We start from the raw sequence: 25,518 nt of genomic DNA, 5'->3' as shown, positions 1-25,518 counted from the left end.
AAATCAGGAGGCGTTAATCAGGCTCATTGCCTCGGCACGGGTAGCGGGATCGCGCAGGGCCCCGCGGACGGCACTCGTCACCGTCTTCGCCCCGGGCTTGCGCACACCGCGCATAGACATGCACATGTGCTCAGCCTGAATCACCACAATCGCGCCGGTGGGCTGCAAATGCTCTTCGAGAGCCTCAATAACCTGGGTGGTCAGACGCTCCTGTACCTGGGGGCGCTTGGCGTAGATATCAACCAGGCGGGCAAGCTTGGACAGGCCGGTGACCTTGCCGTCACCACCGGGGATATAACCGATGTGGGCGTGCCCGAAGAAGGGCACCAGGTGGTGCTCGCAGGTCGAGTAGAAGGGAATGTCCTTGACCAGAACCAGCTCGGAGTGGTCGATGTCGAAAGTGGTACCCAGAATATCGCCGGCGCTCTGGTGCAGACCAGCAAACATCTCATCGTAGGCACGGGCTACACGGGCGGGGGTGTCGAGCAGACCGTCACGGGTGGGGTCTTCGCCGATAGCCAGCAGAATCTCGCGGACGGCGGCCTCGATACGGGGCTGGTCAACTGCCATTAACGGGGCCCTCCCAGGGGGTCAACGTCGGGGTTACCTGCGGGGCCTGCGGCACCGGGGTGGGGGTTACCGGGATCCATGGGGTCCACGGTGGGCTGCTGAACGATGGGCTCTTCAGCGGCAGGAGCCTCATCAGCTTCTGCCTTAGCTACCTTAACCGGAGGTAGGGTTGAGGGCTCGCGGTTGGACTTGGAGTACCAGTGGTCGCGTTCGGGGCGTTTGCGCACGCCCGCGAAGATTTCTGCCAGGTCGTTCTCGAGGAGGGTTTCCTTCTCGAGCAGGGCCAGGGAAAGGGCATCGAGTACATCGCGGTTATCGCGCAGAATCTCGTAGGCCTCATCGTGGGCCTGCTCCAGCAGGGCGGCGACTTCCTGGTCCACCAGGTAGGCCATCTCGTCAGAGAAGTTGTTGCCGCCGCCAACACCACCGCCCAGGAAGGGGTCGGATTCCTTGGCAGCTAGACGTACTGAGCCGACCTTTGCGCTCATGCCGTATTCGGTGACCATCTTGCGGGCAGTGTCGGTTGCCTTCTGAATGTCGTTAGATGCGCCGGTTGAGGGATCGTGGAAGATCAGCTCTTCGGCTGCGCGGCCGCCCATGGCGTAGGCCATCTGGTCCAGCAGTTCGTGGCGGGTGGTGGAGTACTTGTCGTCCTGAGGCATGACCATGGTGTAGCCAAGGGCACGGCCACGCGGCAGAATCGTAATCTTGGTGACGGGTGCTGAGTTGCGCAGGGCAGCTGCAACCAGGGCGTGACCACCTTCGTGGTAGGCGGTGACGGTGCGCTCGTGCTCGCTCATGATGCGGGAGGAACGCTGGGGGCCTGCCATGACGCGGTCGATTGCCTCGTCGATAGCGCGTTCGTCAATCACGTTGCCGCCGTCGCGGGCAGTCAGCAGAGCCGCTTCGTTCATGACGTTGGCCAGGTCGGCACCGGTGAAGCCGGGGGTGCGCTTGGCGACGGAGGCCAGGTCAACGCGGCGGTCGATGGGTTTGCCGGTTGCGTGCACCTCGAGGATCCGCTGGCGGCCCTTGAGGTCGGGGGCGTCTACACCGACCTGGCGGTCGAAGCGGCCAGGACGCAGCAGGGCGGGGTCGAGCACGTCGGGGCGGTTGGTTGCCGCGATAACGATGATGTTAGAAGTGCCGTCGAAGCCGTCCATCTCAACCAGTAGCTGGTTGAGGGTCTGCTCACGCTCGTCGTTGCCGCCGCCCATGCCGACGCCGCGCTGGCGGCCGACGGCGTCAATTTCGTCAACGAAGATGATAGCGGCCTTGTTGGACTTAGCTTCCTTGAAGAGGTCGCGCACGCGGGAAGCACCCACGCCCACAAACATTTCAACAAAGTCAGAACCGGAGATGGAGTAGAAGGGGACCCCGGCTTCACCGGCTACAGCCTTAGCGAGCAGGGTCTTACCGGTACCGGGAGGGCCGTAGAGCAGTACACCCTTGGGAATCTTGGCGCCCAGGCGAGTGAACTTTTCAGGTTCGGCCAGGAACTCGCGAACCTCTTCGAGTTCTGCCAGGGCTTCGTCAACACCGGCAACGTCGGCAAAGCGCACGGTGGGGTTGTCTTTGTTGAACTTCTTAGCGCGGGACTTGGAGAAGTTCATAATCTGGTTGCTGCCGCCACCCATGCGTGACATCAGGAACCAGAAGAGGGCCACCAGGATCACAAAGGGCAGGATGAAGGACAGCATGGAGGTGAACCAGTTGGTCTGCACCGGCTGATCGGTGTAGGACTCAAGGTTGGCGTCATCCATGGCCGCAACAACGTCAGTGGCGCGGGGCTGAACGTAGTAGAAACTTACATTCTTGCCCTGGTTCTCACCGGCAGGGTTCACGTAGTCTTCTTTGAGTTCCAGGTCTACGCGCTGGTCACCGTCGAAGATTTTGGCGCTGACGACCTTCTCGTCGTTCAGCAGACCGATACCCACGTTGGTATCAACGCGGGTTGAGGCTGCCAGAGAGTTTGCGAAGATCATGGGCACAGCAATGAGAACTGCCAGCAGTACCCAGAACCAGGGCCCTGAGATGAGCTTGCTGAAGAACCCCTTTTTCTTGGGGTCAGAGGTGTTATCCGTATTCTGCACAGCCGCGCCTTCCACAAAAATAACGGGGCGGGGCGCCGTGTGCGCCCCGCACAAAGGTAGCCCCAGCACCCGGCAGTGGGTGCAGGTGGGCCTAGACCTATCTAATGTACCTAAAGTTGCTGGGTACTTGCTTGATGCCTCAAGGTTTTCACCTCAGGGCTAAAGCACCGTCGGAGGGGAGTCTGCCAGGGCTCTCTGACGCGTGCTCGCTGTTTAGGAGTAGACGTGGGGGGCCAGAGTGACGATGCAGTCCAGGTTGCGGTAGCGCTCGGCGAAGTCCAGGCCGTAGCCGACGACGAATTCGGGTTCGATGTCCCAGCCGACGTACTTGACCTCAACGTCGGTCTTGACGCTCTTGGGCTTGCGCAGCAGGGTGCAGATTTCTACAGAGGCAGCCCCGCGGGATACCAGGTTCTGCTGGAGCCACTTGAGGGTCAGGCCGGAGTCGATGATATCTTCGACGATGAGCACGTCGCGGCCGGTCAGGTCGGTGTCGAGGTCCTTGAGGATGCGGACGACGCCGGATGACTTGGTGCCTGAACCGTAGGATGAGACGGCCATCCAGTCCATGGTGTAGTGGGCCTTGAGGGCGCGGGAGAGGTCGGCTACGACCATGATGGCGCCCTTGAGTACGCCGACCAGCAGTACGTCGCGGCCTTCGTAGTCCTTGTCGATTTGGGCGGCAAGTTCCTTAATCTTGGCGTCGATTTCTTCTTTGCTGAAGAGAACGTGCTTGATGTCGTTCTGTACGTCGAGTGCGTCCACGGTTGATCGCTTTCTGCTGGTTCAAAGGGTGTGCGCCCTGCCCTGTTGGGTAGGGCAAAGCGCGTGTTCATCTTTAAGTATGGTTTATGGGGCGGTGTTGAGTAAAACGATAAGGCCGGTTTTCTTGAGGTTGTAGCTCTGACCTGCCCGGGTGATGGTGGTACCGGGGCGGCGGCGGTAGGCAGAAATATGGCCGGGTAGCTGGAGGGGGCCGGCAGTCGAGTGGTCGCCAGCGAAAGCATCGAGGGCGGCAAGACGCTCGAAGCCCGGGGCGATGCCACCGGCTTGTTCGAGAGCTAGGGCGAGGACGCGGGTGCGCAGGGCCGGGTGCAGGGCGGCGAGCGCGGCGCGGTTGAGCAGGATCATCTTTCGGGCGGGCTCCACCCCGAGCAGACCTTCAATATCGGCGCCTGCGGGGGCGAGCTCGTCCGCCCCCACCAGTACCTCCTGCAGGGCCTGCTGGGCGGCGGACGCCAGGTAGTCGGCGTCCGCACCGGCGATGGAAGCGGTGCGGGCGAGGGAGACAGCAACGCCACCGCCCAGGTGTTCTTCGAGGTAGGGCAGGACGCTGTGGCGCACCCGGGCGCGCATAAGTGACTGGTCGGTGTTGGTGGGATCGTACCAGGGGTTCAGACCCGCGTCAGCGCAGACGTCTTCGATCTCAGAGCGGCGCAGGGTGAGCAGGGGGCGGATGACCCGTACAGGGCCGGCGGGGTGGTCTTCGGTGCGGTCCACGGGCATACCCGCCAGGGAGCGGGTGCCAGAGCCCCGGGCCAGGCCCAGCAGCACGGTTTCGGCCTGGTCATCGAGGGTGTGGCCCAGGGCAACGGCGTCCGCCCCGGTTGCGGCCAGCGCCCGGGCGAAAGCACCGTATCGGGCGGTACGGGCCGCCATTTCGGGCCCCTCCTTACCCTCTTCAACGGTCACGGTTTCTACCAGCACCGGGCTAAGACCCAGCTCCCGCAGAATCTGGGCGGTGCGCTCGGCCACCTGGGCTGAGCCGTCCTGAAGCTGGTGGTCAACCACAACCGCACCCACGCGCACGTCCTGCCGCCGGTTAAAGTGGGCCAGCAGAACCGCTAAGGTCAAGGAGTCGGGGCCACCCGATACGGCAGCCAGCACCAGGGGAACCTTCCCTGCTTCTGGGCCTGTGCCTGGGCGTCCTGACGAACCGGTGGGAGCAACCGTACCTGCCCCAAATACCTGCTCCAGCACACCGGCGACCTCGCGGCGGGCAGCTCCCACCAGGGGGTTCAGACGGGTTTTACGCTGCTGCACTAGTTCTTCTCTTCCTCTAGGTCTGCGCCCAGTACCCGCTCAATCCAGCGGGAAGGGGTGTGAATTTCGGCTACGGTGGGTAGGTTCTCGGGAGCCTGCCAAATACGGTTGAAACGCTCCATGCCCACTTCGTCGATCACGGCCTGCACAAACTTTTGGCCGTTCTTGTACTGGGCCATCTTGGCGTCCATACCCAGCAGCTTGCTCATAAAGCGGGGGAAGAAGCCCTGGGTCTGGCTGCGGCGCTCAAAACGGCGACGGATGGTTTTAACGGAAGGGACGATTGAGGAATCAACGGCGTCCATCACCACGTTGGCGTGGCCTTCCAGCAGGCTCATGACGCCGGTGATACGGTCCAGCAGTTCCTTGCCCTCGTCGCTGAGCAGCAGGGCAGCGCCGCTAGTGGCAGCCTCGGGGCTAGCCCCGGGTGCTTCCTGCTTCTTCATGCCCCGCACCGCCCCGGTTGCGGCAGCGGCAATGCGCTCAGATAGGTTTTCGGTGGTCTCCCCCAGTTCGCGGCCCAGGCGATGCATGAGATCCAGCAGGTAGTCACGCAGCCAGGGGGCAGCGGCAAACTGCACCCGATGGGTCTGCTCGTGCAGGGCAACCCACAGGCGGAAATCCGCCGGGTCAAGGTTCAGCTCTTCTTCCAGCTTCATCAGGTTGGGAGCCACAATCATCAGACGGCCGCCAGGTGCCCCGTGACCGGCCAACGCTGCGTAGGGGTCGTACTGGCCCAGGACGCGGGTAGACAGGAAAGCCAGCACACCCCCAATTTCTGCTGCCCCGCCAACCTCGGTCACAGCGTACTCGGCGTCAGACAGTTGAGCCAAACGGCGTCCCAGCACTTCTTCGGCGATGGGGCCCAGCATAACCTCAAACGACTGGGTGTTAGCCTTCACCCAGGTAGACCTATCAACAACCAACAGCTCAGAGTCGTGCAGGTTCTCAGCCGCAGCCAGCTGCGTAATAGCGTGCACATGGTCAACAGCAGCGGTTGCCGCATAGCGCATCTCTTCAACAGCCCGCCGCTTAGCCGCGGCCTCAGCGCGCGGGCCAGCCGGAGCCAGCACACCGGCAATCTTATGGGCTAAAGAAAAATTCAGAGGCAAGGAAGATGAGCTCATGCCACCCCACTCTACCGGCTCCTAGCCACCCCAGCCTACCCAAGCCGCCCAGCGACGTCCGCACCCTTAAAGGGGTGGAGGCTGGACCCGTGCAGGGCCCAGCCTCCTATCCCGGTGGGGGCACTAGTTAGCTTTCGCTACCCCACCAAGTCTTTAGTTCTCGTCTGCTTCAGCTTCAGCAGCGGACTCATAGTGCGACTTCTCAAAACGTACCTGAGCCTCAGCTACCAGCTTCTCAGCGAAAGCGCGGTCTTCCCAGCCCTCGCCCTTAACCCACTTACCGGGCTCCAGGTCCTTGTAGCGCTCGAAGAAGTGCTTGATTTCTTCCTTGAGCTGGTCGGCAACGTCACCGATTTCCTGGATGTGGTCGTAGCGCTTGTCTGCGGGAACGCACAGAACCTTGTCGTCGCCGCCAGCCTCGTCGGTCATACGGAAAACGCCGATGGGGCGGGCTTCAACCAGCACACCGGGAACAACGTCAACATCGAGAATAACCATGGCGTCGAGCGGGTCACCGTCTTCACCCAGGGTGTCCTCAAAGTAGCCGTAGGCGGTGGGGTACTGCATGGAGGTGAACAGTACGCGGTCCAGACGCAGGCGACCGGTTTCGTGGTCAATTTCGTACTTGACGCGTGAGCCGCGGTTAATTTCAATCGTGACGTCGAGTTCCAAGGGGAACCTCCTGGTTGAGTGGTGTGTTTGACTCGCGCTGCGCGCGAGTGGTTCGGCATATTAGTCTAACCGAGAACCGGCAGGCTGCACCCCTTTTACAGGGCAGGCGCGCCAGTGTCACACGTATTACATGCCTCTGCTTCCAAGGTCAGGCATATACCCTATATAGAAGGACCCCTTCGCCCGAGAGCTAACCTGTGGAGGTTTCATGGCCACTTCTCACCGACGCCCCCTGACCGCCTGGGTGGTTACTGCCCTGCTCGCAGCCGGGTGTGCAGTAGCAGGAGCCTGGGCTGTACCGGCCTGGCAGGAGTCCCAGGACCTCCGCGAATCCTCGGTAGCCCCTGATATCACGGCCTCGCCGGTTGCGGTGACAGAAGCAAGCGCCGGTGCTGCCCTCGATTCAGCGGCCCTGAGCGCAGAGCTCGATAGCGTCCTTGACGGTTTAGGCCAGGGGGTTTTCTCAGCCCAGGTTCTTGATGCAGAAACCGGTCAGAGCCTCTACTCCCGTGAGGCCCAAGCGAGCCGAACCCCGGCGTCCAACATGAAGCTGCTCGTGGACTACGCCCTGCTGACCACTGCACCGCAAGCCCGCTTCACCACGTCCGTCGACCTCAACGACGACTCAACCCTTACCCTGGTTGCCGGCGGCGATACCCTACTGGTGCCTGGGCACTCCGACCCCACAGCTGTGATGGGGTACGCCGGCATCGAGACCCTAGCAGAACGCACCATCGAGGGCCTTAAAGAGCAGGGCATCAGCGGCAAGGCCCTTACCCTCAACCTGGACACCACTATCTTTTCCGGCAGCTCCCTTAACCCCGAGTGGGCCCAGGAAGATATCGACTCCGGCTTCATCAGTGCTGTTACCCCCCTCGCCTTTTACTCCCACTACTCCCCCACCAGCGACGGAACCGCATCAAGCGGCAGCCGCCCCAGCAACGCCCCGGCAGAAGTGCAGCAGGTGCTGGTAGAGGCCCTCAATAGGTTGGGGACGGACGCCGGGCTCACCTTCACCGCGGGCGAGCAAGTTGCAGCCCCCAGCAGCGGACGCGAGATTGCGGCCGTGCAGTCAGCCACCGCCGCAGAGCAATCGGCCCTCATGATGCAGGAAACGGATAACTCTCTGGCAGAGACTCTGGGGCGCAACCTCTCTACCCTCACCGGCGGCGACGGCTCAAGCCAAGGGGCAATTACCGCCGTACGCGAGGCTCTCTCTGCCGCCGGCCTACCCACCAACTACACCCAAGTTGACCTCAGCGGCCTTTCCATGAACAACAAGGTCAACAACGAACTGCTCACCAGCGTCGCCCTGCGCGCGGTCAAGGGAAGCACCAGCGAGCGCCTCACCCTGCAGGGCCTGCCGGTAGCCGGCTACAGCGGCACCCTGGGCCTCGCCAGCCGCTTCAACGACGCTGACGAAACCGGCGGGCGCGGGGTTGTCCGCGCTAAAACAGGCACCCTGAACTCCGTGCTGTCCCTCACCGGCTACACCGTCACAGAATCAGGGCGGGTAGTAGTCTTCTCGATTATCATGAACGACCTTGAAGACACCGGTGCCGCCAAGAACACTATCGATCGGTTTGCAGCTACTCTCAGTAACCAGTAAACATAGATAGCTATAAAGGCGGCGGCTCCACAGGTGTGGAGCCGCCGTTCGTGTCGGTGTCTAGGTGTCTGAACCTAGAAGATGGTAGTTAGCTTACCCAGGTACCGCGAGCCTGGGTCCAGTTAATGGTGGTACCGCTGGAAAAAGTCACACGGGTTACCCCATCAACCCAACGGATCTCGTCGGTTACAGGGAAGCCCAGCACTGCGGGGCCGCCCAGGGCGTACCAGCGAGCTGAAATAGCACCGGTTCCAACGATAACGCGGGCACCCGTGGAGGGGGTCCAGTAAACAGACATGATGCCATTCCCCTTGATGAAGTCCTGGCGCATCCCCCCCCGAGAAGGCATGTTCAGAATTCATGGGGTAGCCCCAGTTACGCTCAAAGTTGCTGCCCGCATAACGGCCACCGATAGCGCCAGGCCAGTAAACATTGTGAGCACCGGTTGATGCGGTCCAGTAGATGGTGCGCCCCTTATCAAAGTTCTGAATAATGCCACCGTTAACTGAGGCAAAAGGATTACCTGTAGGTAAGCCAAAGGTATCCGCACCACCGTTAGCGTAGTAGTGGTCAGAAAGTTTATCGCTAATCGCATAGGCGCTTACTTCAGAAAACGCATTAGACAGGGTGTTGACGCTTGAGATGGTAGAGACATAGTCATTGGGCCCCTTACCTGCTTCGTAGCGGTAGATACCAACGTTGCCGAGTACGCGCCATGGCAGGGAGGTGCCATGACCGTAGCAGAAGCCGATACCAATGACATTTGCCTGGGGAGCCAAGATGGCTGCACGGTGGGGAGGGGAGCTCTTCCAGAAGTTGAGAAGCTGGTTGAGGTCGTCATTGTAGGAAAGAGCGATAACTTCGCGAACGAAGCTGTAGCCCTGCACCTTGGAGTTGTAGAGGAACTCGGTGCCGTGCGAGAAAGCTCCGGCCTTGAACTGGCGGATAGCCTCTAGCTCCATAACGGAGGCAACGGTAGCTGAGTGCTTGACTGCACCCAGGCCGTTCTGGGCACGGTAGGCGTTGATGAGGTTGAGCAGGGTCTGCTGGTCGGCAGCACGCTGAGCGGCTGTGACAGTGCGAATGTCTGATGCGGCGGCAGTTGCGGCAGTGATTGCGGTGGTAGCTGCCAGGCCGGTGAGGGCAAGGACGGCGGCCTGACGGCGGGTCGGCTGAACAGCTCGTGCGGTTTCAAGAATGCTCTTCATGCAGATTCCTCTTTTTGGAGTGGTAATGATGCAAAGGGGGATTTTGCTGAACACAACTTTATAGAATCGTGACCTATTTTTGACCGCTTTGTGACATTTTTTTGGGATTTAATTCAGGCCTGAACACAGGCTGAGAATTATAAAGATTACTTATTGCTAACGTTCTAGCACCTCAACCCCACCTTTCAAATCTCATCACAGCCAACTCACCCAAGCCAGCTTCCGCAAAAATTCACCCACTCCAAGAGTGTTGCCACCCCTGCAGACATCCCAGAAAAACAGGGTCTGATAAGCCAAAAATTTGCAGACAACCCGTGCGAATACCAGGAAAGATAGATCCTATTGAACACCACCACACCTCCACCGACACCCCGCAGCTCAAAAATCCACACGATTCACCCATTCAATAAATGAGAAATTTGCATATATGTCACAGATTACATTCTCAAAGTTTGTGTTCTATGTCTTCATGCAATTTTTAGAATATATGTTCTAAATTCTTTTATTGGTCCGAACCACTTATGGGCGAGAGCTAGCGAGCGCTCGGACCCTAAAATGTCAGCCGTCCTTGCTAGCCTTGAAGGCAGTGAACCTCTAGGAGCCCCATGTTCTTCATCGATGCAGATTCCGCCCCCGCATTACCGGCTATGACCCTTGAGCCTCTAGGTAAATCCCTGGTCTATTCAGCCACCGACCTAGTGACTTCAGCGCAGTGCCAGTTTGCCGCGCTCTATGCCCTGGACCAGTTACTGGGCAGGGTGCCCCGCCTCGAACGAGTCGAAGATCCTCAGCTCCGCAGGGCGGCTACCCTGGGTGAAGCTCACGAACAGCGCGTCCTCAACCGCTTTATAGCGACCTACGGCAGCTGGGACTCAGCGGCAGGGAAAGGAGTGTATGAGGTTCAGCCACCGCAGGTCTACACTCGCCAAGCCCTCGAAGAGAAACACGCCGAGACTCTTTCTGCCCTCCGAGCGGGAGCAGACGTTGTTTTTCAGGCCAGCTTCTTTGATGGTTCTTTTCACGGGCGGGCTGACTTCCTGATCAAGCAGCCCGACGGCAGTTACCGGGTAGTCGATACCAAGCTAGCCCGCACGGCTCGCGTGCCTGCCCTCTTACAGGTTGCGGCCTACGCCGACCAGTTGCAGCGGGAGGGCATTGCCTGTAATCCCTTTGCCTCGCTGATTCTAGGCAACGATGTTGAGTCCCTCCACGAGCTAGCTACCCTTACCCCTGTTTTTGAGCAGAAACGCCAACGTCTTCTTCAGCTCCTCACCGCTCATCGGGCACCGGGCACACCGCCGGTGAGCTGGTTCGTTGAATCCGGTAACCCAGAGATCACCCGGTGCGGACGCTGCGACACCTGCCGGGTGATGGTGCAGGAGCACCGCGACATGCTGCTGACCGCCGGAATGACGGCACGGTCACGGCAGGCTATCTATGAGCGGTGTGGGGTGCAAAGTATTGATGAGCTAGCTAGCTTGGCAGGTCAAACCCAGCTCCCTGGGCTGGTACGTCGCTATGCGGAGCAGGCAGCACTACAGACCGGCAGATCAGAGCCGGACGGTACCGCCACGGTGCAGCGGGATGGCCAAGAACATACCATCTCCTACAAGCTCTTTCCCCGTCATTCCCTGCGCATGCTCCCGCGCGCCAGTGCGGGCGATCTTTTCATCAGCCTGCTCTCTGACCCCCTGTGGCACGATGGGCAGGCAGCTCACCCCGAGCTGGCCTGGGGTTTGACCTACGGCTTGGGCGCTGCGTCTCTGCCCGAAGAGCCCGGTGCGCAGCCCCTCTTCAGCCAGTTCTGGGCGGCAAACCGCAGTGCTGAGGGCCGGCTTCTTGCAGATTTTTTGGGCATGCTGCACCATCAACGGCAGCTTCACCCGGGGCTGCGGGTCTATTATTTTGGGGCAGCTACTCTCACTGCCCTGCAACAGCTAGCTGCGATGCACGGTACGGGCGAAGCCTACCTGACCGATCTCCAGCATGACGGTGTACTCCTTGACCTCTCTGAGGTGCTACGGCGTTCCATGCGCATCAGTACCGGCACTCGGGTCCTGGCAGATATTGAGCCCCTCTACGCCACAGGGCTAGAGCCTGAGCTGGATATACCGGTCACAGCCTTTGCTGACATGTCGGAGGCCGAACAGGCGGGCAAGCATGAGCAGGTGGAGGCTATGCGGGGCGCCCTTGCCCGTAGCCTCTACCGCACCGGCCTATCCCTGGCTCAGTTGCGCTCCTGGCTGCTCGAGCTAGCTAGCCGGTCGGTTGACGAAGAACTGGTGCAGCCTGCTCCCCTGGCTGACCTGAATGAGCTCTTGGTGCAGGCGGGCAGAGCAGAAGATGAGACTGAGGCGGAGCGAACCTTACGCCGATTTGTTGAGGCCCTGGACGCCGGTGGTGAGCTAGAGCCCCAGAAGCAGGCGGTTGCTATGGTGGCTACGGCCACGGGCTACCACCGCCGCGAGCGCCGTCAGTTCTGGTGGGATCACTTTAATCGTTTGACGGCTCCCCGTGAGGATTGGGAGGACGCCCGCGATGTGGTTTTGCTGGGGCGATTGCAGGTGGTTGCCGATTGGCATCGTCCGGAGCGGGCACGATCCACGGTGCGTTTGCTGAGCGGGGTGGCGAGGGTCGCTCCGGGCTCGTCGGTGAAGGTGGGCGATAGCAACCTCTTTGCCATGTATGCTCGCCCTTTTCCGCCCTTTTTGGAGCGGGAGGCTCGACAGCAGGCCCTGACCTATGCGGCGCTGCACGAGGGTGTCTTGCCGGTGGAAGCTGAGCGGGCCGGAGCCTTTAATACTGAGATTGTGGAGTTAGAAGAGATTCCCGAACATGAGGTGGGGCAGCCCAACCTGGTACGGCTTACGGTACGGGAGAGCTTGAAGACCTCAGACGGTGAGCCACCTGAAACCTACTCACATCTACCGATGGCGCTCACTCCCGGGCAGCCTATTCCGACGCAGGCCCAGGAGCAGGCTCTACTTGAATTGGCGGCACGTACCGCCCGGGTGCTACCTGAGTTACCGGCATCGGCGGGTACCGATATGATTCGTCGCGTTCCGCCTCGACTGGTTGGGGGCGGTGTTTTGCCGCGTCCGCAGGATTTTGTAGAGACGCACGGTTCTCTTGCGACGGTGCAGGCTATTTATCAGGCGGTGAGCCAGCTCGATCGGTCGTATGTGGCGGTGCAGGGCCCTCCGGGGTCGGGCAAGACTTTCGTGGGTTCTCATGTGATTGGCCGTCTTGTGGCTGCGGGCTGGAAGGTGGGTATTGTGGCCCAGTCCCATGCGGTGGTTGAAAACATGCTGCTGGGCTGCATCAGTAACGGACGCGTAGACCCTGACCAGATCGCTAAGGGGGCGGGCAAGAGCCAGACCCCGAATTTCCCCTGGCGCGAGGTTCGCAACCCCGATGTTTCCAGGTTTATGGATGAACCCGGTGGCCGTATTTTTGGCGGCACGGCCTGGGATTTTGCCTCTGACCGCAAGTTCCGGTTTGAGGGGCTTGATCTTCTGGTCATTGACGAGGCGGGCCAGTATTCCTTAGCCAATACGCTGGCGGTGGCCCGTTCGGCCAAGAACCTGCTGCTCCTGGGCGATCCCGCCCAGCTACCCCAGGTCACGCAGGGCACTCACCCCTACCCGGTGGACGAGTCTGCCCTGGGCTGGCTTTCAGCCGGTCGCACGGTGCTACCCGAAGAGTTTGGCTATTTTCTCGATGTCACCTGGCGTATGCACCCTGCCCTGTGCGCCCCGGTCTCAGCCCTGTCGTATGAGGGGCGGCTGGCGTCCGCTCCCTCGGGCACCGAGAGGCACCTGGAGGGCTGGGAACCCGGGGTCTACCTGCGGACGGTAGAGCACAGGGGCAATTCAACGGCCTCGGCGGAAGAAGCCGATGAGATTGTGGCTTTAGTGCGTCGTTTTCTGGGGCACCTGTGGGTGCCCCACCTGGCTGCACCCGAACAGGCAGCGCCGCTGGCGCCCTCAGACATCATTGTGGTGGCGGCCTATAACGCCCAGGTTGATACCATCAGGGCGGCCCTGCTTGAGGCGGGGCTAGCGGACGCCGACGGTGGGGGTGTGCGCGTCGGTACGGTGGATAAGTTCCAGGGCCAGGAGGCGCCGGTGGTGCTGGTCTCGATGGCAGCTTCCAGCGCCGGTGATAGCCCCCGCGGCACCGATTTTCTGCTCTCGCCCAACCGGTTGAATGTTGCCCTGTCCCGCGGTATGTGGGCAGCGGTGGTGGTGTGCTCAACCCGGTTTACCGACTTTCTGCCCACCAGCCCCGAGGCGCTAGCCCTGCTGGGTGCCTTTATCCGCCTTGAGCGGGCAGCCCTGCCCTTCCCCGATGAGGGGGAGGCGGACGTCCGCCCCGATACCCCCACCGTTAGGAGTTAGCATGCCCCTCTCCCCCACCCACCGTAAGCGCTCCCCCTATCTCTTTCACTTTGACGGGCAGACCGTGGCCCTGGGCGAGCCCCGCTACCTGCAGCGTATCGACGAGCGCTTGCGCGAGCAGGGGTACGCGACCAGGCCCACCTACTGGGATCAGGCCTACCTGGCTGATTTGGCAGCGTCAAGCCCCGAGGACGCCGAGCACGGCCAGTTTGCGGCGCCGAGCGACCCGGCCCAGCTCAACAGTGTGGGGGTTTCGTGTAGCAGTAGCGAGTTCTGGTCTGCCATGTATGCCCGCAGCTTTGACGCTACGCCCTGGGGTGGGGAGGGCGACACCCTCTATATGCCCCAGCTGCCCGACTGGCTAGAGCGCACCCGGGCCTGGATGCTTGACCCTCTAGCCCCGCAGGACGGCCCCGGCGACCTCGACCCGGCAGGCGGCTGGGTGCGGGTACGGGACCAGGCGGGAGCCGGTGCTCCCCTGGGGCTGTTTCAGCTCACCAGCCCCGACTATTTCTGGGTCTTTGGGTCAGGGCCCGACCTCAAACAGGTGGTGCACCTCTGCCGGGAGCTGGGGCGGGACCTAGCCGGTTTCGATGCAGCGACTGCATACTTGGGCTACGACCTGACCTGCAGCAGCATCCGGCTGCCGATTGAGTGCGCCCAGCCGCTCCAGGAGCAGCTCTTCTTAGCCGGGGTGGACGCCGAAACCTTGCTCTGGGGTGAGGGTTAGTTTTCTGCCGGGTCGCTCTAGGGCATACTGAAAGACATGTTTGTACTGACCTTCATCACCCGCTCTGCTCGGGCGGATCTCACCGACCTGGAGAGCCGTCTCGAACAGCTGGCTCCCACTGTTGCTTTTACCCGCACTTACCCCGATGAGCTGCAGGGGGCTTTCGAGCAGGCCGAGGACGCCCTCGCTGCCGCCCTGCTCGGGGCCCGTTTTGGTGGTTTCTGGGTGGGCATCGGGGCCGGTGAACTGGTGCGGCCGCGCTTCGCAGCGGCACTGGGCGCTATTTCTACCCCGGAGTGTTCCGGTGCTGCTTTGAGCCTGTCACGCTCAGCAGTGGAGCAAGCCCAGACCGGGGCCCCGCCGCGCGGTATCTGTGTGCATGCAGCTGGCCAGGGGGTGCGGGCGAATCAGGTGACCGGCCTGTTGCGCCTGCTCTACCGGGTGGCGTCCGCCCGTACCGAAGCCGAGTGGCGGGTACTTGACCTGCTAGTGCCCGGGGTGCGCGGGCAGCAAAAAGCGGTGGCTCAGGCTCTAGGAATTACCTCCCAGGCGGTGAGTAAGACCCTGGTGCGCTCCTACTGGCACGAGGAGCTTGCCTCTCGCGCGCTGGTCGCCGAACTGCTTGAGGGCTTGGAGGGGCAGGAGCGGTAGGCCGGGCACCGACAAACTGTCAGTGCAAGAGGAGTGAAATCACCAGAATCACGGGCATAGCACCCAGGGTGCTGAGCAGCACGATATCGCGGGAGAGCGTGGTTGCTACGTTGTACCGCACCGCGTAGTTATACATGTTCTGGGCGCTGGGCAGAGCTGCAAGAATGGTGGCCGCGAAGATATCGCTCTCACTGAGGTGGAAAACGTAGCGGGCCAGCAGATAGGCAACCAGCGGCATCAGAAGGTTCTTAAAGCTAGCGGCAAGCACGGTTTCGAGGCGCTGGCCGGTAGTATCGAGCACCCTGGAGCCCCGCAGCGACATGCCGAACGCCGCCAGGATCAGCGGTACGCCCGCGCCACCCAAGATGCGGAAGGGCTCCATCACTACATCGGGAACCTGCAGGTTGAGCACGTTAACCAGCAGCCCCAGGGCTGAGCCGATAATCAGCGGGTTTTTGATGGGTTGGGTGGCAACGGTCTTCATGGAGACCGCCCCGTGCGAGATGGCATCCAGAATGGAAAGCACGATGGGGGCGGCAATCAGGAGCTGGAAGAGCAGGATAGGGGCTACCTGGGCAGCGTCGCCCACGATGTAGGTTGCTACGGGCAGGCCCATGTTGTTGGCGTTGATATAGCCGCTGGCTGCGGCGCCCACGGTGACGGTGCCGGCGTCCTTTTTGAGCAGGAACCTGGCGATAACGGCAAAAAGCAGGGCGACCGTAGCGAAGCTCAAAATAGCCACGGGAAGGCGGCCGGAGAAGATAACGTGCAGGTCAGCTCCGGCCATGGTCACGAACATGAGCGGGGGCAGGGCTACGAAGAAGGCAAAACGGTTGAGGGAGAGCCCGGAGTTGGGCGGCAGAATGTCGAGGCGGGCGACCAGGTAGCCTACGCCCACCACGACCGCGATGATGGTAAAGCCTTCAAGGACTGCGAGCATGCTGGGCTTCTTTCTGCCGTCGAACCGTTAGGGCTTGAGTTGGCAGGCGGTGGAGCGGTTGGTGGAGATGTGCAGGTAGACTCGCTCAGCCAGCGGGCGCAGCAGGGGGTTCTTCAGGGCGGACGCCGCCACCCGCACGGGCGCGTACCGGCTGGTGGAAAGGGCTAGGGCGATGGCGAGCGCCCCGTAGGCCACCTGCCCGGTGGGGGTGATGAAGGGGATTTGGCGCATGAAGCGTTCGAGGTCGACGCCGTACTCTTGCAGGCGGTCGTAGTGGCCGGGGCGCACCTGGGCTTCTAGGCCCAGGTGGGTGAGTACTCGGGCGGCTTTTTGGCAGATACCGCAGTCGGGGTCATAGAGTAGGACGCCGGTGGCGGGCAGGGTGTCGCTCACGGTGAGCCTTTCTCTGCGAGGGCAGGTATAAGACCACCATAGCAAGCAGGGCCAGCAGCACTATAGAGGAGCGCATTATTTCAACGGGTATGATGGGCCAGCCGGCATGAGCTGCTAGGTCACCCAGGTCTGTGAGTTGAGCCAGGCAGGCTAATATCCAGATAATGGCCAGAGCGCGTGCAGCTCGCCCACGAGTAACCAACACTGCAAGAGTGGGTATAACCCAGACCCAGTGGTGCAACCAGGACACCGGGGAAAGCAGGCAAGTAGCACAACCGAGTACTGCGGCGGCAGCAAAACCATCACCACACGCTAACTCTCGGTGGGCCTGGGAAAACGCTACCGCTACAACAGCTAGCAGTAAGGGTGCTAACAGGAGCAGAGAATGGGTACCTACCCAGCGTTCAGCAACCCCCTGCAGAGAGCTGTTACCCGAAGTAGCGAAGTTGGTTCCTAAATCGACAACATTTTCCAGGCCAGAGAGTTTAGACCCAAAATAGGTTGAACTGGGTTCAGGCAGGAGCAGGAACCCCAGGACTACGGTAGCTAAGGCTGTCGCCGTTGCCGTCAAAGCCGGGCGCAGGCGTCCGCTTACCCAGAAGAAAAGAATAAAAAGAGCCGGAGTCAGTTTGATCCCGGCTGCCAGCCCGATCAGCACTCCGCGAGGTAGATAGCGGGTCTGTGGGCGAACCATGTCGATGAGACAGAGAGAAACAAGAGGCAGATTAATCTGCTTAATCTGCCCAAAGATAAGATGCTGAGCTACGACGTTCAGGGGTAGGGCAAGCAGGTAGGTGGCGGAGAGTGCCGCGGCCAGGCGGACGCCGGTGAGATGCGGGCGCACGTAGAGGAGACTGAGCAGGAGCAGGATGCCCAGCGCCAGGCAGTTGAGGAAGGTCCAGCCCCCAATCCCTAGCGGTTCCGGCAGCCAGGCTAAAGGAATCAGCAACAGAGCGGTAAAGGGCGTGTACACGAAGGGGAGCCCCTGGGGTACGTACACCCCGGTAATGTTCTGACTATAAAAGTCAGCCCCGGCAAGCACTGCTACCCCGGTTCCACGGTAGACTCCGTAGTCAGCTGGATTAAAAATGAGGGTTGAATCCAGGAGTAAGCAGCGCGCCCAGGCGGTAGCCAGAGCTAAAAGGCAGAGAGCAACCGCTCCCGCACAATAGTTCTTAAGGACGGAACGGTTCGCCCCCCCCTGAGAACCCTGATGCTGGCTATCAACGAGTGTGACGCTCATATTTAGGCGACCTGGAGCTGCTGGACGCGTGCTTTTGAAACTTCAAGAATCGCTGCCGTCTCGCCTAGCGAAAGCCCATCTTGTCTGAGTTGCCGCACAACTTCTCGAATCTTTGCTGCAGCTTCTTCTTCTTTTTGCTGGGCGAGTTTTAGGTCTCGGCGAGCTGACTCAAGTTCCTCAGATACTTTTTCATAAATCAGGTGAACCCGAATAGTAGAAAAATCGATGTCGGGGTAAAGGGTGCCCATATAGTCAATTACTTGCTGGCGGGCAGAGGTAAGACTACGCACCTGGGTAGCATTGTCTTCATCGATAATGAGTTCCCATCCACCCGCCCAGGGACGCGCCAGAACGTTAAGATCAGTTTTCATTCTGTATTTCATGGGCTTAACCATAAGTGCAGTATATCCCCCCCTACACCCAATAGGTATAGAGGGGATATATGGTTTTAGAGCAGGTCCCGCAGGATCGGCACCGTGCCGTCCTCGTAGACCGAGCCGGTGACGTCCGTAGCCAGCTCCGCCACCTCAGGCAGGGCCTGGCCCATAGCCACACCGCGGGCGGCCCAGTGGATCATTTCCTTGTCGTTCAGCCCGTCACCGATGGCGATGGTGTGGCGGGGGTCCACACGCAGTTTGCGGCGGATCTGTTCCAGGGCGGTTGCCTTAGAAACACCGTGGGCGGCCACGTCGAGCCAGGCGCTCCAGCCCACTGCGTAGTTGACCCCGTGCAGACCCGAGTCGTAGATAGCGCGCTTGAAATCATCAGGGGTGTCGGTGGGTGAGCAAACCACCACGCGCACGGCCGAGTTCATAGCGGCCATTTCGGTGCGGGTGGTCTTGACGGTGTTGACCCCAAAAGACCAATCCTCGAAGTTGTCGGTGGCGTACACGGTACCGTCGGGTGCTTCCAGGGCTAAGGACGCGTGCGGCAGCTTGGCCTTGAGCAGGGTGATGGCGTTGGAGGGGTCGAAGCTGACCTTGTCGATAATGCGGTAGCCAGCCTCAAGTGAAGGGTCGATACTGAGAGTAACCGCGCCGTTGGAGCTCACCGCGTAGCCGCGCGTCAGCCCAATCATCTCAACGATGGGCAGGGTGGCGCCCAGGGAGCGTCCGGTGGAAATCACCACGTGGTGGCCGGCGTCCACGACATCTTGGGCGGCCTTTTTGACGGCTTCGCTCATGGTGCCGTCGTGGTTGACCAGGGTGCCATCAACATCGATAGCGACCAGGTACTTGGCGCCTTCTTCTTTCTGCCAGGCAGAGCGGCGCAGCGGCAGGGTTTGCATGTCTTTGATCTCTGAAATCATCGGTGTCTCTTTTCTCTCGTGTAGACCAGACTATACAAAAGCCGGGTTAAGGCAAGGTGAGCAGGGGGTGAAGGGCCGCCCAGCGGGGCGTCCATACTGTGAAATGCGTGGTTTCTTTCGAGATGCGGTAAGAATATCCGCAGTTCGAAAGAAACCCCACAGTTCGCGAATCTACCGGGTCGGGCCAGTCCAGAAGTGGGGGTTAAACTTGTATGTATGTCTCTTGCCAAGCTGTCTAACAGTACCCAGAACTACCTCAAAATTATTTGGGGCATTACCGAGCACGGTACCGAGCCGGCATCTACCTCTGTCATTGCGGCGAGGGCAGGGTTGCGTCCGTCGTCGGTATCGGACGCGGTGAAGCGGCTTGCTGCCGCCGGGCTGGTGGAGCACCAGCGGTACGGGACAATTGAGCTGACAGAGCAGGGACGGGAATATGCGGTGTCGATGGTGCGCCGCCACCGCCTGGTTGAGACTTTTCTGGTGAAGACGCTGGGCTACACCTGGGACCAGGTACACGATGAGGCGGAGGTGTTGGAACATGCCGTCTCAGATTTAATGATTGAACGGATTGACGCCCTGTTGGGGCACCCAACCCGCGATCCACACGGCGACCCGATCCCCTCCCCCACGGGTGAGGTAGAGTCCATTGCCCCGCATACCCTGCTTGATTGTTCGCCGAAGGACAGGGTGCTGGTAGAGCGTATTTCGGACGACGACCCCCAGCTTTTGCGGTTCTTTGCGGGGCATGGCATTGCCCCGGGTACGCGCTTGGAAGTTACCGCTGTTAACAGTGCAGAGGCAGGGCAGGGTTCCGCCGTGAATCTGGTTCTGCCTAATGATTCTGAGCTCTCCCTCGATGCGGGTGCAGCTGCCGCCGTGTATGTCTCTTACCTGTAGAAGGCAGGAGTGCAGGGCGGTCTCCTCGTGGCCTGCCCGCCTTGTGAGGAGGTGCCGGTGAGCGCTTCCCTCGTCCCTGGACGCCTGTGCGGTTGCCTGACGTCGAGCCAGTAGGCCATGGCGCGGGGCACATAGGTAGGCTGCGCCGAAGAAAGTGCCTAAGGCGATTACTACCGCGCCACCGGCGGAGACGTCTAGATGGTAGCTGGCGTAGAGCCCCACCAGGGCACCGGCTAGGGACACACCGGCAGAGATCGCCAGCATGGTGCTGAATCTGTCGGTGAGCAAACGCGCTGTGGAGCCGGGAATTACCAGCATGGCGACAACCAGCACCACGCCCACAATCTGCAAGGCGAGTACCGAGGTCAGGGCGAGCGCCACCAGCAGGATCCCTGCCAGCAGCCGCGGGCTCAGACCAATGGCGTGGGTGTAGCCGGGGTCGAAGGCGTAGAGCACCAGGTCGCGGCGTTTGATTATGAGTACGGTGACTACCAGTACCGCCAACACCGCGATTTGGGCGACTTCAGCCCAGGACACCCCTAGCACGTTGCCAAAGAGTATGCTGTGCAGGTCCGTCTGGGAGGGTGTCACGGAAATCAGTACCAGCCCCAGCGCGAACATCACCGTAAAAACGATGCCGATGGCGGCGTCCTCCCTGATGCGCCCGCTACCACGCACCGCCCCGATGAGGGCAACTGCAAGCAAACCGGCAATCACTGCCCCCACGGCGAAGGGCGCACCCACCATGTAGGCGAGCACCACCCCGGGCAGGACGGCGTGAGAGATAGCGTCGCCCATGAGCGACCAGCCCATGAGCACCAGCCAGCAGGACAGCAGGGCGCAGACGAGGGCGGCAATCACTGTCACCAGGAATCCGCGTTGCATAAAGCCATAGGTCAGCGGTTCTAGGAGTACGTCAAGCACGGTTGCCCTCCTGGGTTGGGGTCAGTGGGTTCATGCCGAAGGCCCGCACCAGGTTATCGGGGGCGAGCACGGTGGCGGGGTCTCCTGCCATCAGCACTTGGTTGCGGAGCAGGACGGCGGTGTCTGCTAGGTCTGCTAGGTTGGCTAGGTCGTGGGTTGAGATCAGGATCCCTGCCCCGGCGTCCCGTAGTTCCCGCAGGAGGGTTACCAGCATGGTTTCGCTCCGTTTATCGACCCCTGCGAAGGGCTCATCGAGTAGCAGGAGTTTAGCTCCTTGTGCCAGTCCGCGTGCCACAAAAGCTCGTTTGCGCTGGCCACCTGAGAGGTTGCCAATTTGCCGGTGGGCCAGGTCGGTGAGTTCTACCCTTTCCAGGGCTTTGTCCACAGCCGCGTGGTCTTCGGCCCGGAGCCGTCGGGCGAAGCCCAGCCGCCCGTACCGTCCTTGTGCTACCACGTCACGGACAGATACGGGGAACGAGAAATCGATCTCCTCCCGTTGGGGCACATAGCTCACCACGCCAGCTTTCCGCGCTGCTTTCGGGGTCATACCGTCAATCATGACCGACCCGCTGGCGGGAGCAACGCCCATGATCGCCTTAAAAAGTGTGGACTTACCCGACCCGTTCATGCCTACCAAACCGCACACGCTCCCGGCGTCTACTGCCAGGTGCGCCCCCCGAAGAGCATGCACGTCGCCGTAGGTAACCGTTACATCTCGGATATCTAAAAGGCTCATTCTTGTACTCTAACGTTGCTCAGTTTCTTTTGAAGTTATGGACGCGGCACCGGAAGGCAGGTTGCGGGTCTCCTGGGTGGGGCCGCGTCCTGCGCCGGCAGCCGCAGGTCAGTGGGCGGGAATCTACCAGGTTTTGTTATGTGCCGGGGCTACTTGCTGAGCGCCTCTGCAATGGTTTCTGCGTCATAGCGAATCAGGTCCAGGTAGGTGGGCACGTCTCCGCCTTCTTCAGAGAGCGAATCGACGTAGAGCGCACCTGCATAGGTTGAGCCTGATTCTTGAGCTACCTGTTCCATGGTTTTCGACGACACTGTGGACTCGCAGAACACGGCGGGAACCTTGTTGTCCTCTACAAAAACAGCCACCTCAGCTACCCGGGAGGCGCTCGGCTCGCCGTCTGAGTTCACCGCCCACAGGTACTTTTCGGTGAGCCCGGCGTCTGCTGCTAGGTAGGAGAAGGCTCCTTCGCAGGTCACTAGGGCCCGTTTGCCTTCGGGTACGGTGGAAAGATCTGCCACTAGCTCGTCGTGGACGGCTTGTAGCTGCTTCTTGTAGGTCTCGGCGTTGGCTCGGAAGGCGTCCGCGTTGTCGGGGTCTAGCTCCGCGAAGGCGTCTGCGATGTTATCGACGTAAGTCTGTGCTACTAGCGGACTCATCCAGGCATGCGGGTTGGGCTTACCGGCGGATTCTGCTTCAGCGATGTTGATGGTCTGTACGCCCTCGGATACGGTCACGCTCTGGGCGTCGGTGTCCTGTAAGAACTGTTCAAACCATGCTTCCAGGCCTAGTCCGTTAGCGAGGATGAGGTCTGCGTCCGCCCCCTTTTTCACGTCGGACGGGGTGGGGTCGTAGTCGTGTATTTCGGCGCCGGGTTTGGTGAGGGATTCTACGGTGATGTGTTCGCCGCCCACGTTCTGCGCCATATCTGCCAGCACGGTGAAGGTGGCGATGACGGTGGGGGTATCGTTTTGCGCTGTGGTGTCGTTGCCGTCGCCTGGGGTGCAGGCGGTGAGAACGCCCAGGGCGAGTGCCCCGCTGGCAGCGAGCATGCGGTGGCTGAGGCGGCGGGTGTGGGGGGTGCGGGTTGCCTTGTTCATGGGTGCGTTGTTCCTTCGTTGGAGGTGCGCGTTCTTCTGACTTACGCCGTTGTAGTCGGTGAAGCCCTGTTCATGGTCTGGTGTGTGCAACCATCATAAGTTCGCCTAGACGAACTTTTCAAGGGATGCGGTCTAAGCCTCCCGTTCGTTAACACAAAAATTCCCCACGAAACCCTGCTTGACAAGTACAAACAGTATCTCGTGGGGAACCAAAAATAAGCTACTGAGCGACGGTGGGGATGACCTCAAGGCCGCCCATGTAGGGGCGCAGGGCCTCGGGGATGCGGACGGAGCCGTCAGCCTGCTGGTGGGTTTCGAGGATTGCAACCAGCCAGCGGGTGGTCGCCAGGGTACCGTTCAGGGTGGCGACAGTGCGGGTGCCGCCCTTCTTGGTCTTGCCATCTGCGGTGACGGTGTCGGGCATGCGCTCACGCACGTTCAGGCGGCGGGCCTGGTAGGTGGTGCAGTTGGAGGTTGAGGTCAGTTCGCGGAAGGCGCCCTGGGTGGGTACCCAGGCTTCGCAGTCGAACTTGCGGGCGGCGGACGAGCCCAGGTCACCGGCAGCGGTATCGATGACGCGGTAGGAGAGCTCGCACTTGGCCAGCATTTCTTCTTCCCAGGCCAGCATCTTGGCGTGCATGTCTTCTGCCTGCTCGACGGGGCAGTAGACGAACATTTCGGCCTTGTTGAACTGGTGCACGCGGATGATGCCGCGGGTGTCCTTACCTGCGGAGCCGGCTTCGCGGCGGTAGCAGGATGACCAGCCCAGGTACTTCTTGGGGCCCTTTTCGAAGTCGATGATTTCATCGGCATGGTAGCCAGCGATAGCAACCTCGGAGGTACCGACCAGGTAGAGGTCGTCGCGCTCAAGGCGGTAGATTTCGTCGTCGTGTTCGACGTTGAAGCCGGTGCCGTTCATGGTTTCGGGGCGCACCAGGGTGGGGGTGGTGAGCATGGTGAAGCCGTTGGCGGTGGCCTGGTCGAGGGCCATCCACATGAGGGCCTGCTCCAGGCGGGCTACGTGGCCCTTGAGGAAGTAGAAGCGGGAGCCTGAAACCTTGGCGCCGCGCACCATGTCGATGCCGTCAACCAGTTCGCCGATTTCAAGGTGGTCGCGGGGTTCAAAGCCGTCTGCTTCGAAGTTGCGGGGTTCGCCTACCTGCTTGACGACCACGTAGTCGTCCTCGCCACCGGCAGGAATGCCGTCAATAATCAGGTTGCCTACGCCGGCGACCAGTTCTTCCTGGCGGGCGGCAGCGGCGTCGGCGGCAGCCTTGGCTTCTGAGACCTTCTGGGAGAGTTCCTTAACCTCAGCGAGCAGGGCCTGCTTTTCTTCCTTGGCGGCCTTGCCGATCTTCTTGGAGAAGACGTTCTGTTCGGCGCGCAGCTTCTCGAACTCGTTGATGGAGGTGCGGCGGGTGGCGTCCGCTTCGAGAATCTGGTCGATGACGGTTTCGTCAGCGCCGCGAGCGCGCTGGGAGGCACGGAAGGCGTCGGGGTTTTCACGCAGGAGGTTAATGTCAATCATGCCTCTAAATTTACCGTAGTTGTCGCTGCGATGACAGGCGCGCGGACGCCGGGCGGTGGCGCGCGGTTTTCTTCAGTATGCTGGTGATATGGTTTCGCGTTCGGCTCTCGGTGTATCTCTTGTTGCTGCTTCTGCTCTAGCACTGGGCGGAGTGGCTCTTTCTGTGCGGAGGGGCAGGCGGGAGCGCCCTGATCTTTTCCCTGCCTACCGGCCCCTGCACCGTATGTTAGAGCCGGGTAATCCGAAGCAGGTTGCGGTGGTGTATAACCCCACCAAGGATCGGGCTGATTCGGTGATTCGCATGGTTACAGCCGAGCTGGGCCTGGCTGATTGGCCTCGGGCTAGGTTCTATGAGACTGAGGCTAACGACCCCGGCTTTGGTATGGCCCAGCAGGCTGCGGCGGACGGGGCTGAGATTGTGCTGGCTGTCGGTGGTGACGGCACCGTACGCGCTGTGGCGGACGGCCTGGCGGGCACCACTGCCACCTTAGGCATCGTGCCTTTGGGCACGGGCAACCTACTAGCCCGCAACCTCGACATGGACGTCAATGACCTGCACGCCTGCATCAATATTGCCCTGCACGGGCAGAGCCGCACCATCGACATGATTCGCATGGAGATGCAGGGCGAGAAGGAACTTCCACCGGTCAATTTTGTGGTCATGGGCGGGGCAGGTTTTGACGCCCAGATTATGACCGACACCCGAGAGGATTTGAAAGCCCGTATCGGTTGGTTGGCCTATGTTGAGGCTAGCACCCGGCACATGTTCACCCGCCGCCGCCCAGCGGTGATTACAGTGAATAACGGTGCGCCCGTTCGCCGCAAGATTCGGGCTGTGTTGGTTGCCAATACCGGCAAGATTCAGGGTGGGGTGAATCTTGCGCAGACAGCTCAGCTGTCCGATGGGCAGCTTGAGGTGATTGTGCTGACCCCGCGCAACCTGGGTAGCTGGGTGCGTATGGCGGCTCAGTTTATTCTGCGCCCCACCCGGGTGCGCTACCCGGTGGTCGAGCACTTTGTGGGTACGGACGTCCGCGTCTACTTCCCCAATACCAGCTTGCCCGTTGAGGTGGACGGGGACGTGCTCGGTGACGTCAGCGACTTCCACGCCCAGGTGCTCCCCGCTGCGGTCAAGGTGCAGGTCTACCCTGATGACATGCAGATCCGTTCACTGAGTGATTTTGTGAACGCCCGTGAGGAGCTAGTAGAGCAGCACCGCCGCTGGTGGCAGAGACTCTTGCGGCTCTAGATATGGTGCTTGAGCGCCTCGGGCCGCAGTGAAATATATACACTTTCTAGATAAGCGGGCCTTATCTGTATATAATTGGTATCAATCGTTCAGCCC

General features: G+C 60.9%; 21 protein-coding genes and 2 pseudogenes. 6 read left to right on the top strand and 17 right to left on the bottom strand.

All coding sequences use genetic code 11. The features are described 5' to 3' along the window. Nucleotides 1-3: 3 nt before the first annotated feature. From folE to ACRCJM_RS08085, 6 genes are all read right to left on the bottom strand, one after another. Complete coding sequence (gene folE / locus ACRCJM_RS08110; protein WP_237242758.1) at nt 4-570, bottom strand: GTP cyclohydrolase I FolE; 567 nt, start codon at nt 568-570, stop codon at nt 4-6. Beyond that, nucleotides 570-2,663 (bottom strand): ATP-dependent zinc metalloprotease FtsH, encoded by a 2,094-nt coding sequence (gene ftsH, locus ACRCJM_RS08105; RefSeq protein WP_431464518.1) that lies wholly within the window; start codon nt 2,661-2,663, stop codon nt 570-572. The genes folE and ftsH overlap by 1 nt, the downstream gene beginning before the upstream one ends. Before the next feature lie 213 nt (nt 2,664-2,876). Next, nucleotides 2,877-3,428 (bottom strand): hypoxanthine phosphoribosyltransferase, encoded by a 552-nt coding sequence (gene hpt, locus ACRCJM_RS08100; RefSeq protein ID WP_237222136.1) that lies wholly within the window; start codon nt 3,426-3,428, stop codon nt 2,877-2,879. An 84-nt stretch (nt 3,429-3,512) separates the two neighbouring features. Further along, nucleotides 3,513-4,706, bottom strand: a complete 1,194-nt coding sequence (tilS, locus tag ACRCJM_RS08095) for a tRNA lysidine(34) synthetase TilS (protein WP_431464517.1) — start codon at nt 4,704-4,706, stop codon at nt 3,513-3,515. Continuing rightward, nucleotides 4,706-5,833: a zinc-dependent metalloprotease gene (locus ACRCJM_RS08090; RefSeq protein WP_431464516.1), complete on the bottom strand. Its 1,128-nt coding sequence runs from the start codon at nt 5,831-5,833 to the stop codon at nt 4,706-4,708. Before ACRCJM_RS08090 ends, tilS begins: the two co-directional genes overlap by 1 nt. 153 nt (nt 5,834-5,986) lie before the next feature. Continuing rightward, nucleotides 5,987-6,505, bottom strand: coding sequence for an inorganic diphosphatase (locus ACRCJM_RS08085; RefSeq protein ID WP_185173989.1), 519 nt, complete (start codon nt 6,503-6,505; stop codon nt 5,987-5,989). Between the two features lie 208 nt (nt 6,506-6,713). On the opposite strand from ACRCJM_RS08085, the gene dacB reads away from it, so the two are divergent. Further along, nucleotides 6,714-8,114 (top strand): D-alanyl-D-alanine carboxypeptidase/D-alanyl-D-alanine endopeptidase, encoded by a 1,401-nt coding sequence (gene dacB / locus ACRCJM_RS08080; RefSeq protein ID WP_431464515.1) that lies wholly within the window; start codon nt 6,714-6,716, stop codon nt 8,112-8,114. 88 nt (nt 8,115-8,202) lie between these two features. On the opposite strand, the gene ACRCJM_RS08075 is transcribed toward dacB, so the two are convergent. Continuing rightward, complete coding sequence (locus ACRCJM_RS08075) at nt 8,203-8,412, bottom strand: LGFP repeat-containing protein (RefSeq protein ID WP_431464514.1); 210 nt, start codon at nt 8,410-8,412, stop codon at nt 8,203-8,205. Between the two features lie 91 nt (nt 8,413-8,503). Further along, nucleotides 8,504-9,322, bottom strand: a pseudogene (locus ACRCJM_RS08070) (CAP domain-containing protein); the annotation flags it as partial. Nucleotides 9,323-9,927: 605 nt separating this feature from the next. Between ACRCJM_RS08070 and ACRCJM_RS08065 the strand changes: the two are divergent. The 3 genes from ACRCJM_RS08065 to ACRCJM_RS08055 are packed head-to-tail and all read left to right on the top strand — an operon-like array spanning nt 9,928 to nt 15,103. Beyond that, entirely contained in the window at nt 9,928-13,722 is a 3,795-nt protein-coding gene (locus ACRCJM_RS08065) for an AAA domain-containing protein (RefSeq protein ID WP_431464513.1), read from the top strand. Between the two features lies 1 nt (nt 13,723). After that, the gene (locus ACRCJM_RS08060; protein WP_431464512.1) at nt 13,724-14,452 is read left to right on the top strand and encodes a hypothetical protein; all 729 of its coding nucleotides are present in this window, start codon (nt 13,724-13,726) and stop codon (nt 14,450-14,452) included. A gap of 36 nt (nt 14,453-14,488) precedes the next feature. After that, nucleotides 14,489-15,103, top strand: coding sequence for a recombinase RecJ (locus ACRCJM_RS08055; protein ID WP_431464511.1), 615 nt, complete (start codon nt 14,489-14,491; stop codon nt 15,101-15,103). Between the two features lie 19 nt (nt 15,104-15,122). On the opposite strand, the gene ACRCJM_RS08050 is transcribed toward ACRCJM_RS08055, so the two are convergent. The 5 genes from ACRCJM_RS08050 to ACRCJM_RS08030 form a co-directional block, all read right to left on the bottom strand. Continuing rightward, complete coding sequence (locus tag ACRCJM_RS08050; protein ID WP_431464510.1) at nt 15,123-16,043, bottom strand: AEC family transporter; 921 nt, start codon at nt 16,041-16,043, stop codon at nt 15,123-15,125. A gap of 27 nt (nt 16,044-16,070) precedes the next feature. Beyond that, nucleotides 16,071-16,436 (bottom strand): thiol-disulfide oxidoreductase DCC family protein, encoded by a 366-nt coding sequence (locus ACRCJM_RS08045; RefSeq protein ID WP_431464509.1) that lies wholly within the window; start codon nt 16,434-16,436, stop codon nt 16,071-16,073. Next, nucleotides 16,396-17,679, bottom strand: coding sequence for a glycosyltransferase 87 family protein (locus tag ACRCJM_RS08040; RefSeq protein ID WP_431464508.1), 1,284 nt, complete (start codon nt 17,677-17,679; stop codon nt 16,396-16,398). Before ACRCJM_RS08040 ends, ACRCJM_RS08045 begins: the two co-directional genes overlap by 41 nt. Nucleotides 17,680-17,681: 2 nt before the next feature. After that, entirely contained in the window at nt 17,682-18,050 is a 369-nt protein-coding gene (locus ACRCJM_RS08035; RefSeq protein WP_237196313.1) for an antitoxin HicB, read from the bottom strand. Between the two features lie 77 nt (nt 18,051-18,127). Then, nucleotides 18,128-18,988: an HAD family hydrolase gene (locus ACRCJM_RS08030; protein ID WP_431464507.1), complete on the bottom strand. Its 861-nt coding sequence runs from the start codon at nt 18,986-18,988 to the stop codon at nt 18,128-18,130. Nucleotides 18,989-19,204: 216 nt separating this feature from the next. Here ACRCJM_RS08030 and ACRCJM_RS08025 point away from each other — a divergent pair, with 216 nt between their 5' ends. After that, nucleotides 19,205-19,888 (top strand): metal-dependent transcriptional regulator, encoded by a 684-nt coding sequence (locus ACRCJM_RS08025; protein ID WP_431464506.1) that lies wholly within the window; start codon nt 19,205-19,207, stop codon nt 19,886-19,888. Nucleotides 19,889-19,957: 69 nt separating this feature from the next. Here ACRCJM_RS08025 and ACRCJM_RS08020 read toward each other — a convergent pair. The 4 genes and pseudogenes from ACRCJM_RS08020 to serS form a co-directional block, all read right to left on the bottom strand. Continuing rightward, nucleotides 19,958-20,773 (bottom strand): annotated as a pseudogene (locus ACRCJM_RS08020) (metal ABC transporter permease); the annotation flags it as partial. A 31-nt stretch (nt 20,774-20,804) separates the two neighbouring features. After that, nucleotides 20,805-21,548 carry a metal ABC transporter ATP-binding protein gene (locus tag ACRCJM_RS08015; RefSeq protein ID WP_237207325.1) on the bottom strand — a complete coding sequence of 248 codons (744 nt, stop codon included), beginning with the start codon at nt 21,546-21,548 and terminating at the stop codon, nt 20,805-20,807. A 149-nt stretch (nt 21,549-21,697) separates the two neighbouring features. Further along, entirely contained in the window at nt 21,698-22,645 is a 948-nt protein-coding gene (locus ACRCJM_RS08010; protein WP_431464505.1) for a metal ABC transporter substrate-binding protein, read from the bottom strand. A 220-nt stretch (nt 22,646-22,865) separates the two neighbouring features. Next, the gene (gene serS, locus ACRCJM_RS08005; protein ID WP_377126888.1) at nt 22,866-24,173 is read right to left on the bottom strand and encodes a serine--tRNA ligase; all 1,308 of its coding nucleotides are present in this window, start codon (nt 24,171-24,173) and stop codon (nt 22,866-22,868) included. Between the two features lie 88 nt (nt 24,174-24,261). Between serS and ACRCJM_RS08000 the strand changes: the two genes are divergently transcribed. Further along, entirely contained in the window at nt 24,262-25,422 is a 1,161-nt protein-coding gene (locus ACRCJM_RS08000) for a diacylglycerol/lipid kinase family protein (RefSeq protein ID WP_431464504.1), read from the top strand. Nucleotides 25,423-25,518 lie beyond the last annotated feature (96 nt).

Source organism: Rothia sp. L_38 (assembly GCF_050689125.1).
Classification (GTDB): domain Bacteria; phylum Actinomycetota; class Actinomycetes; order Actinomycetales; family Micrococcaceae; genus Rothia.
Note: the sequence above shows the minus strand (reverse complement) of the source record. Positions and strands in the feature narration are given on the sequence as shown.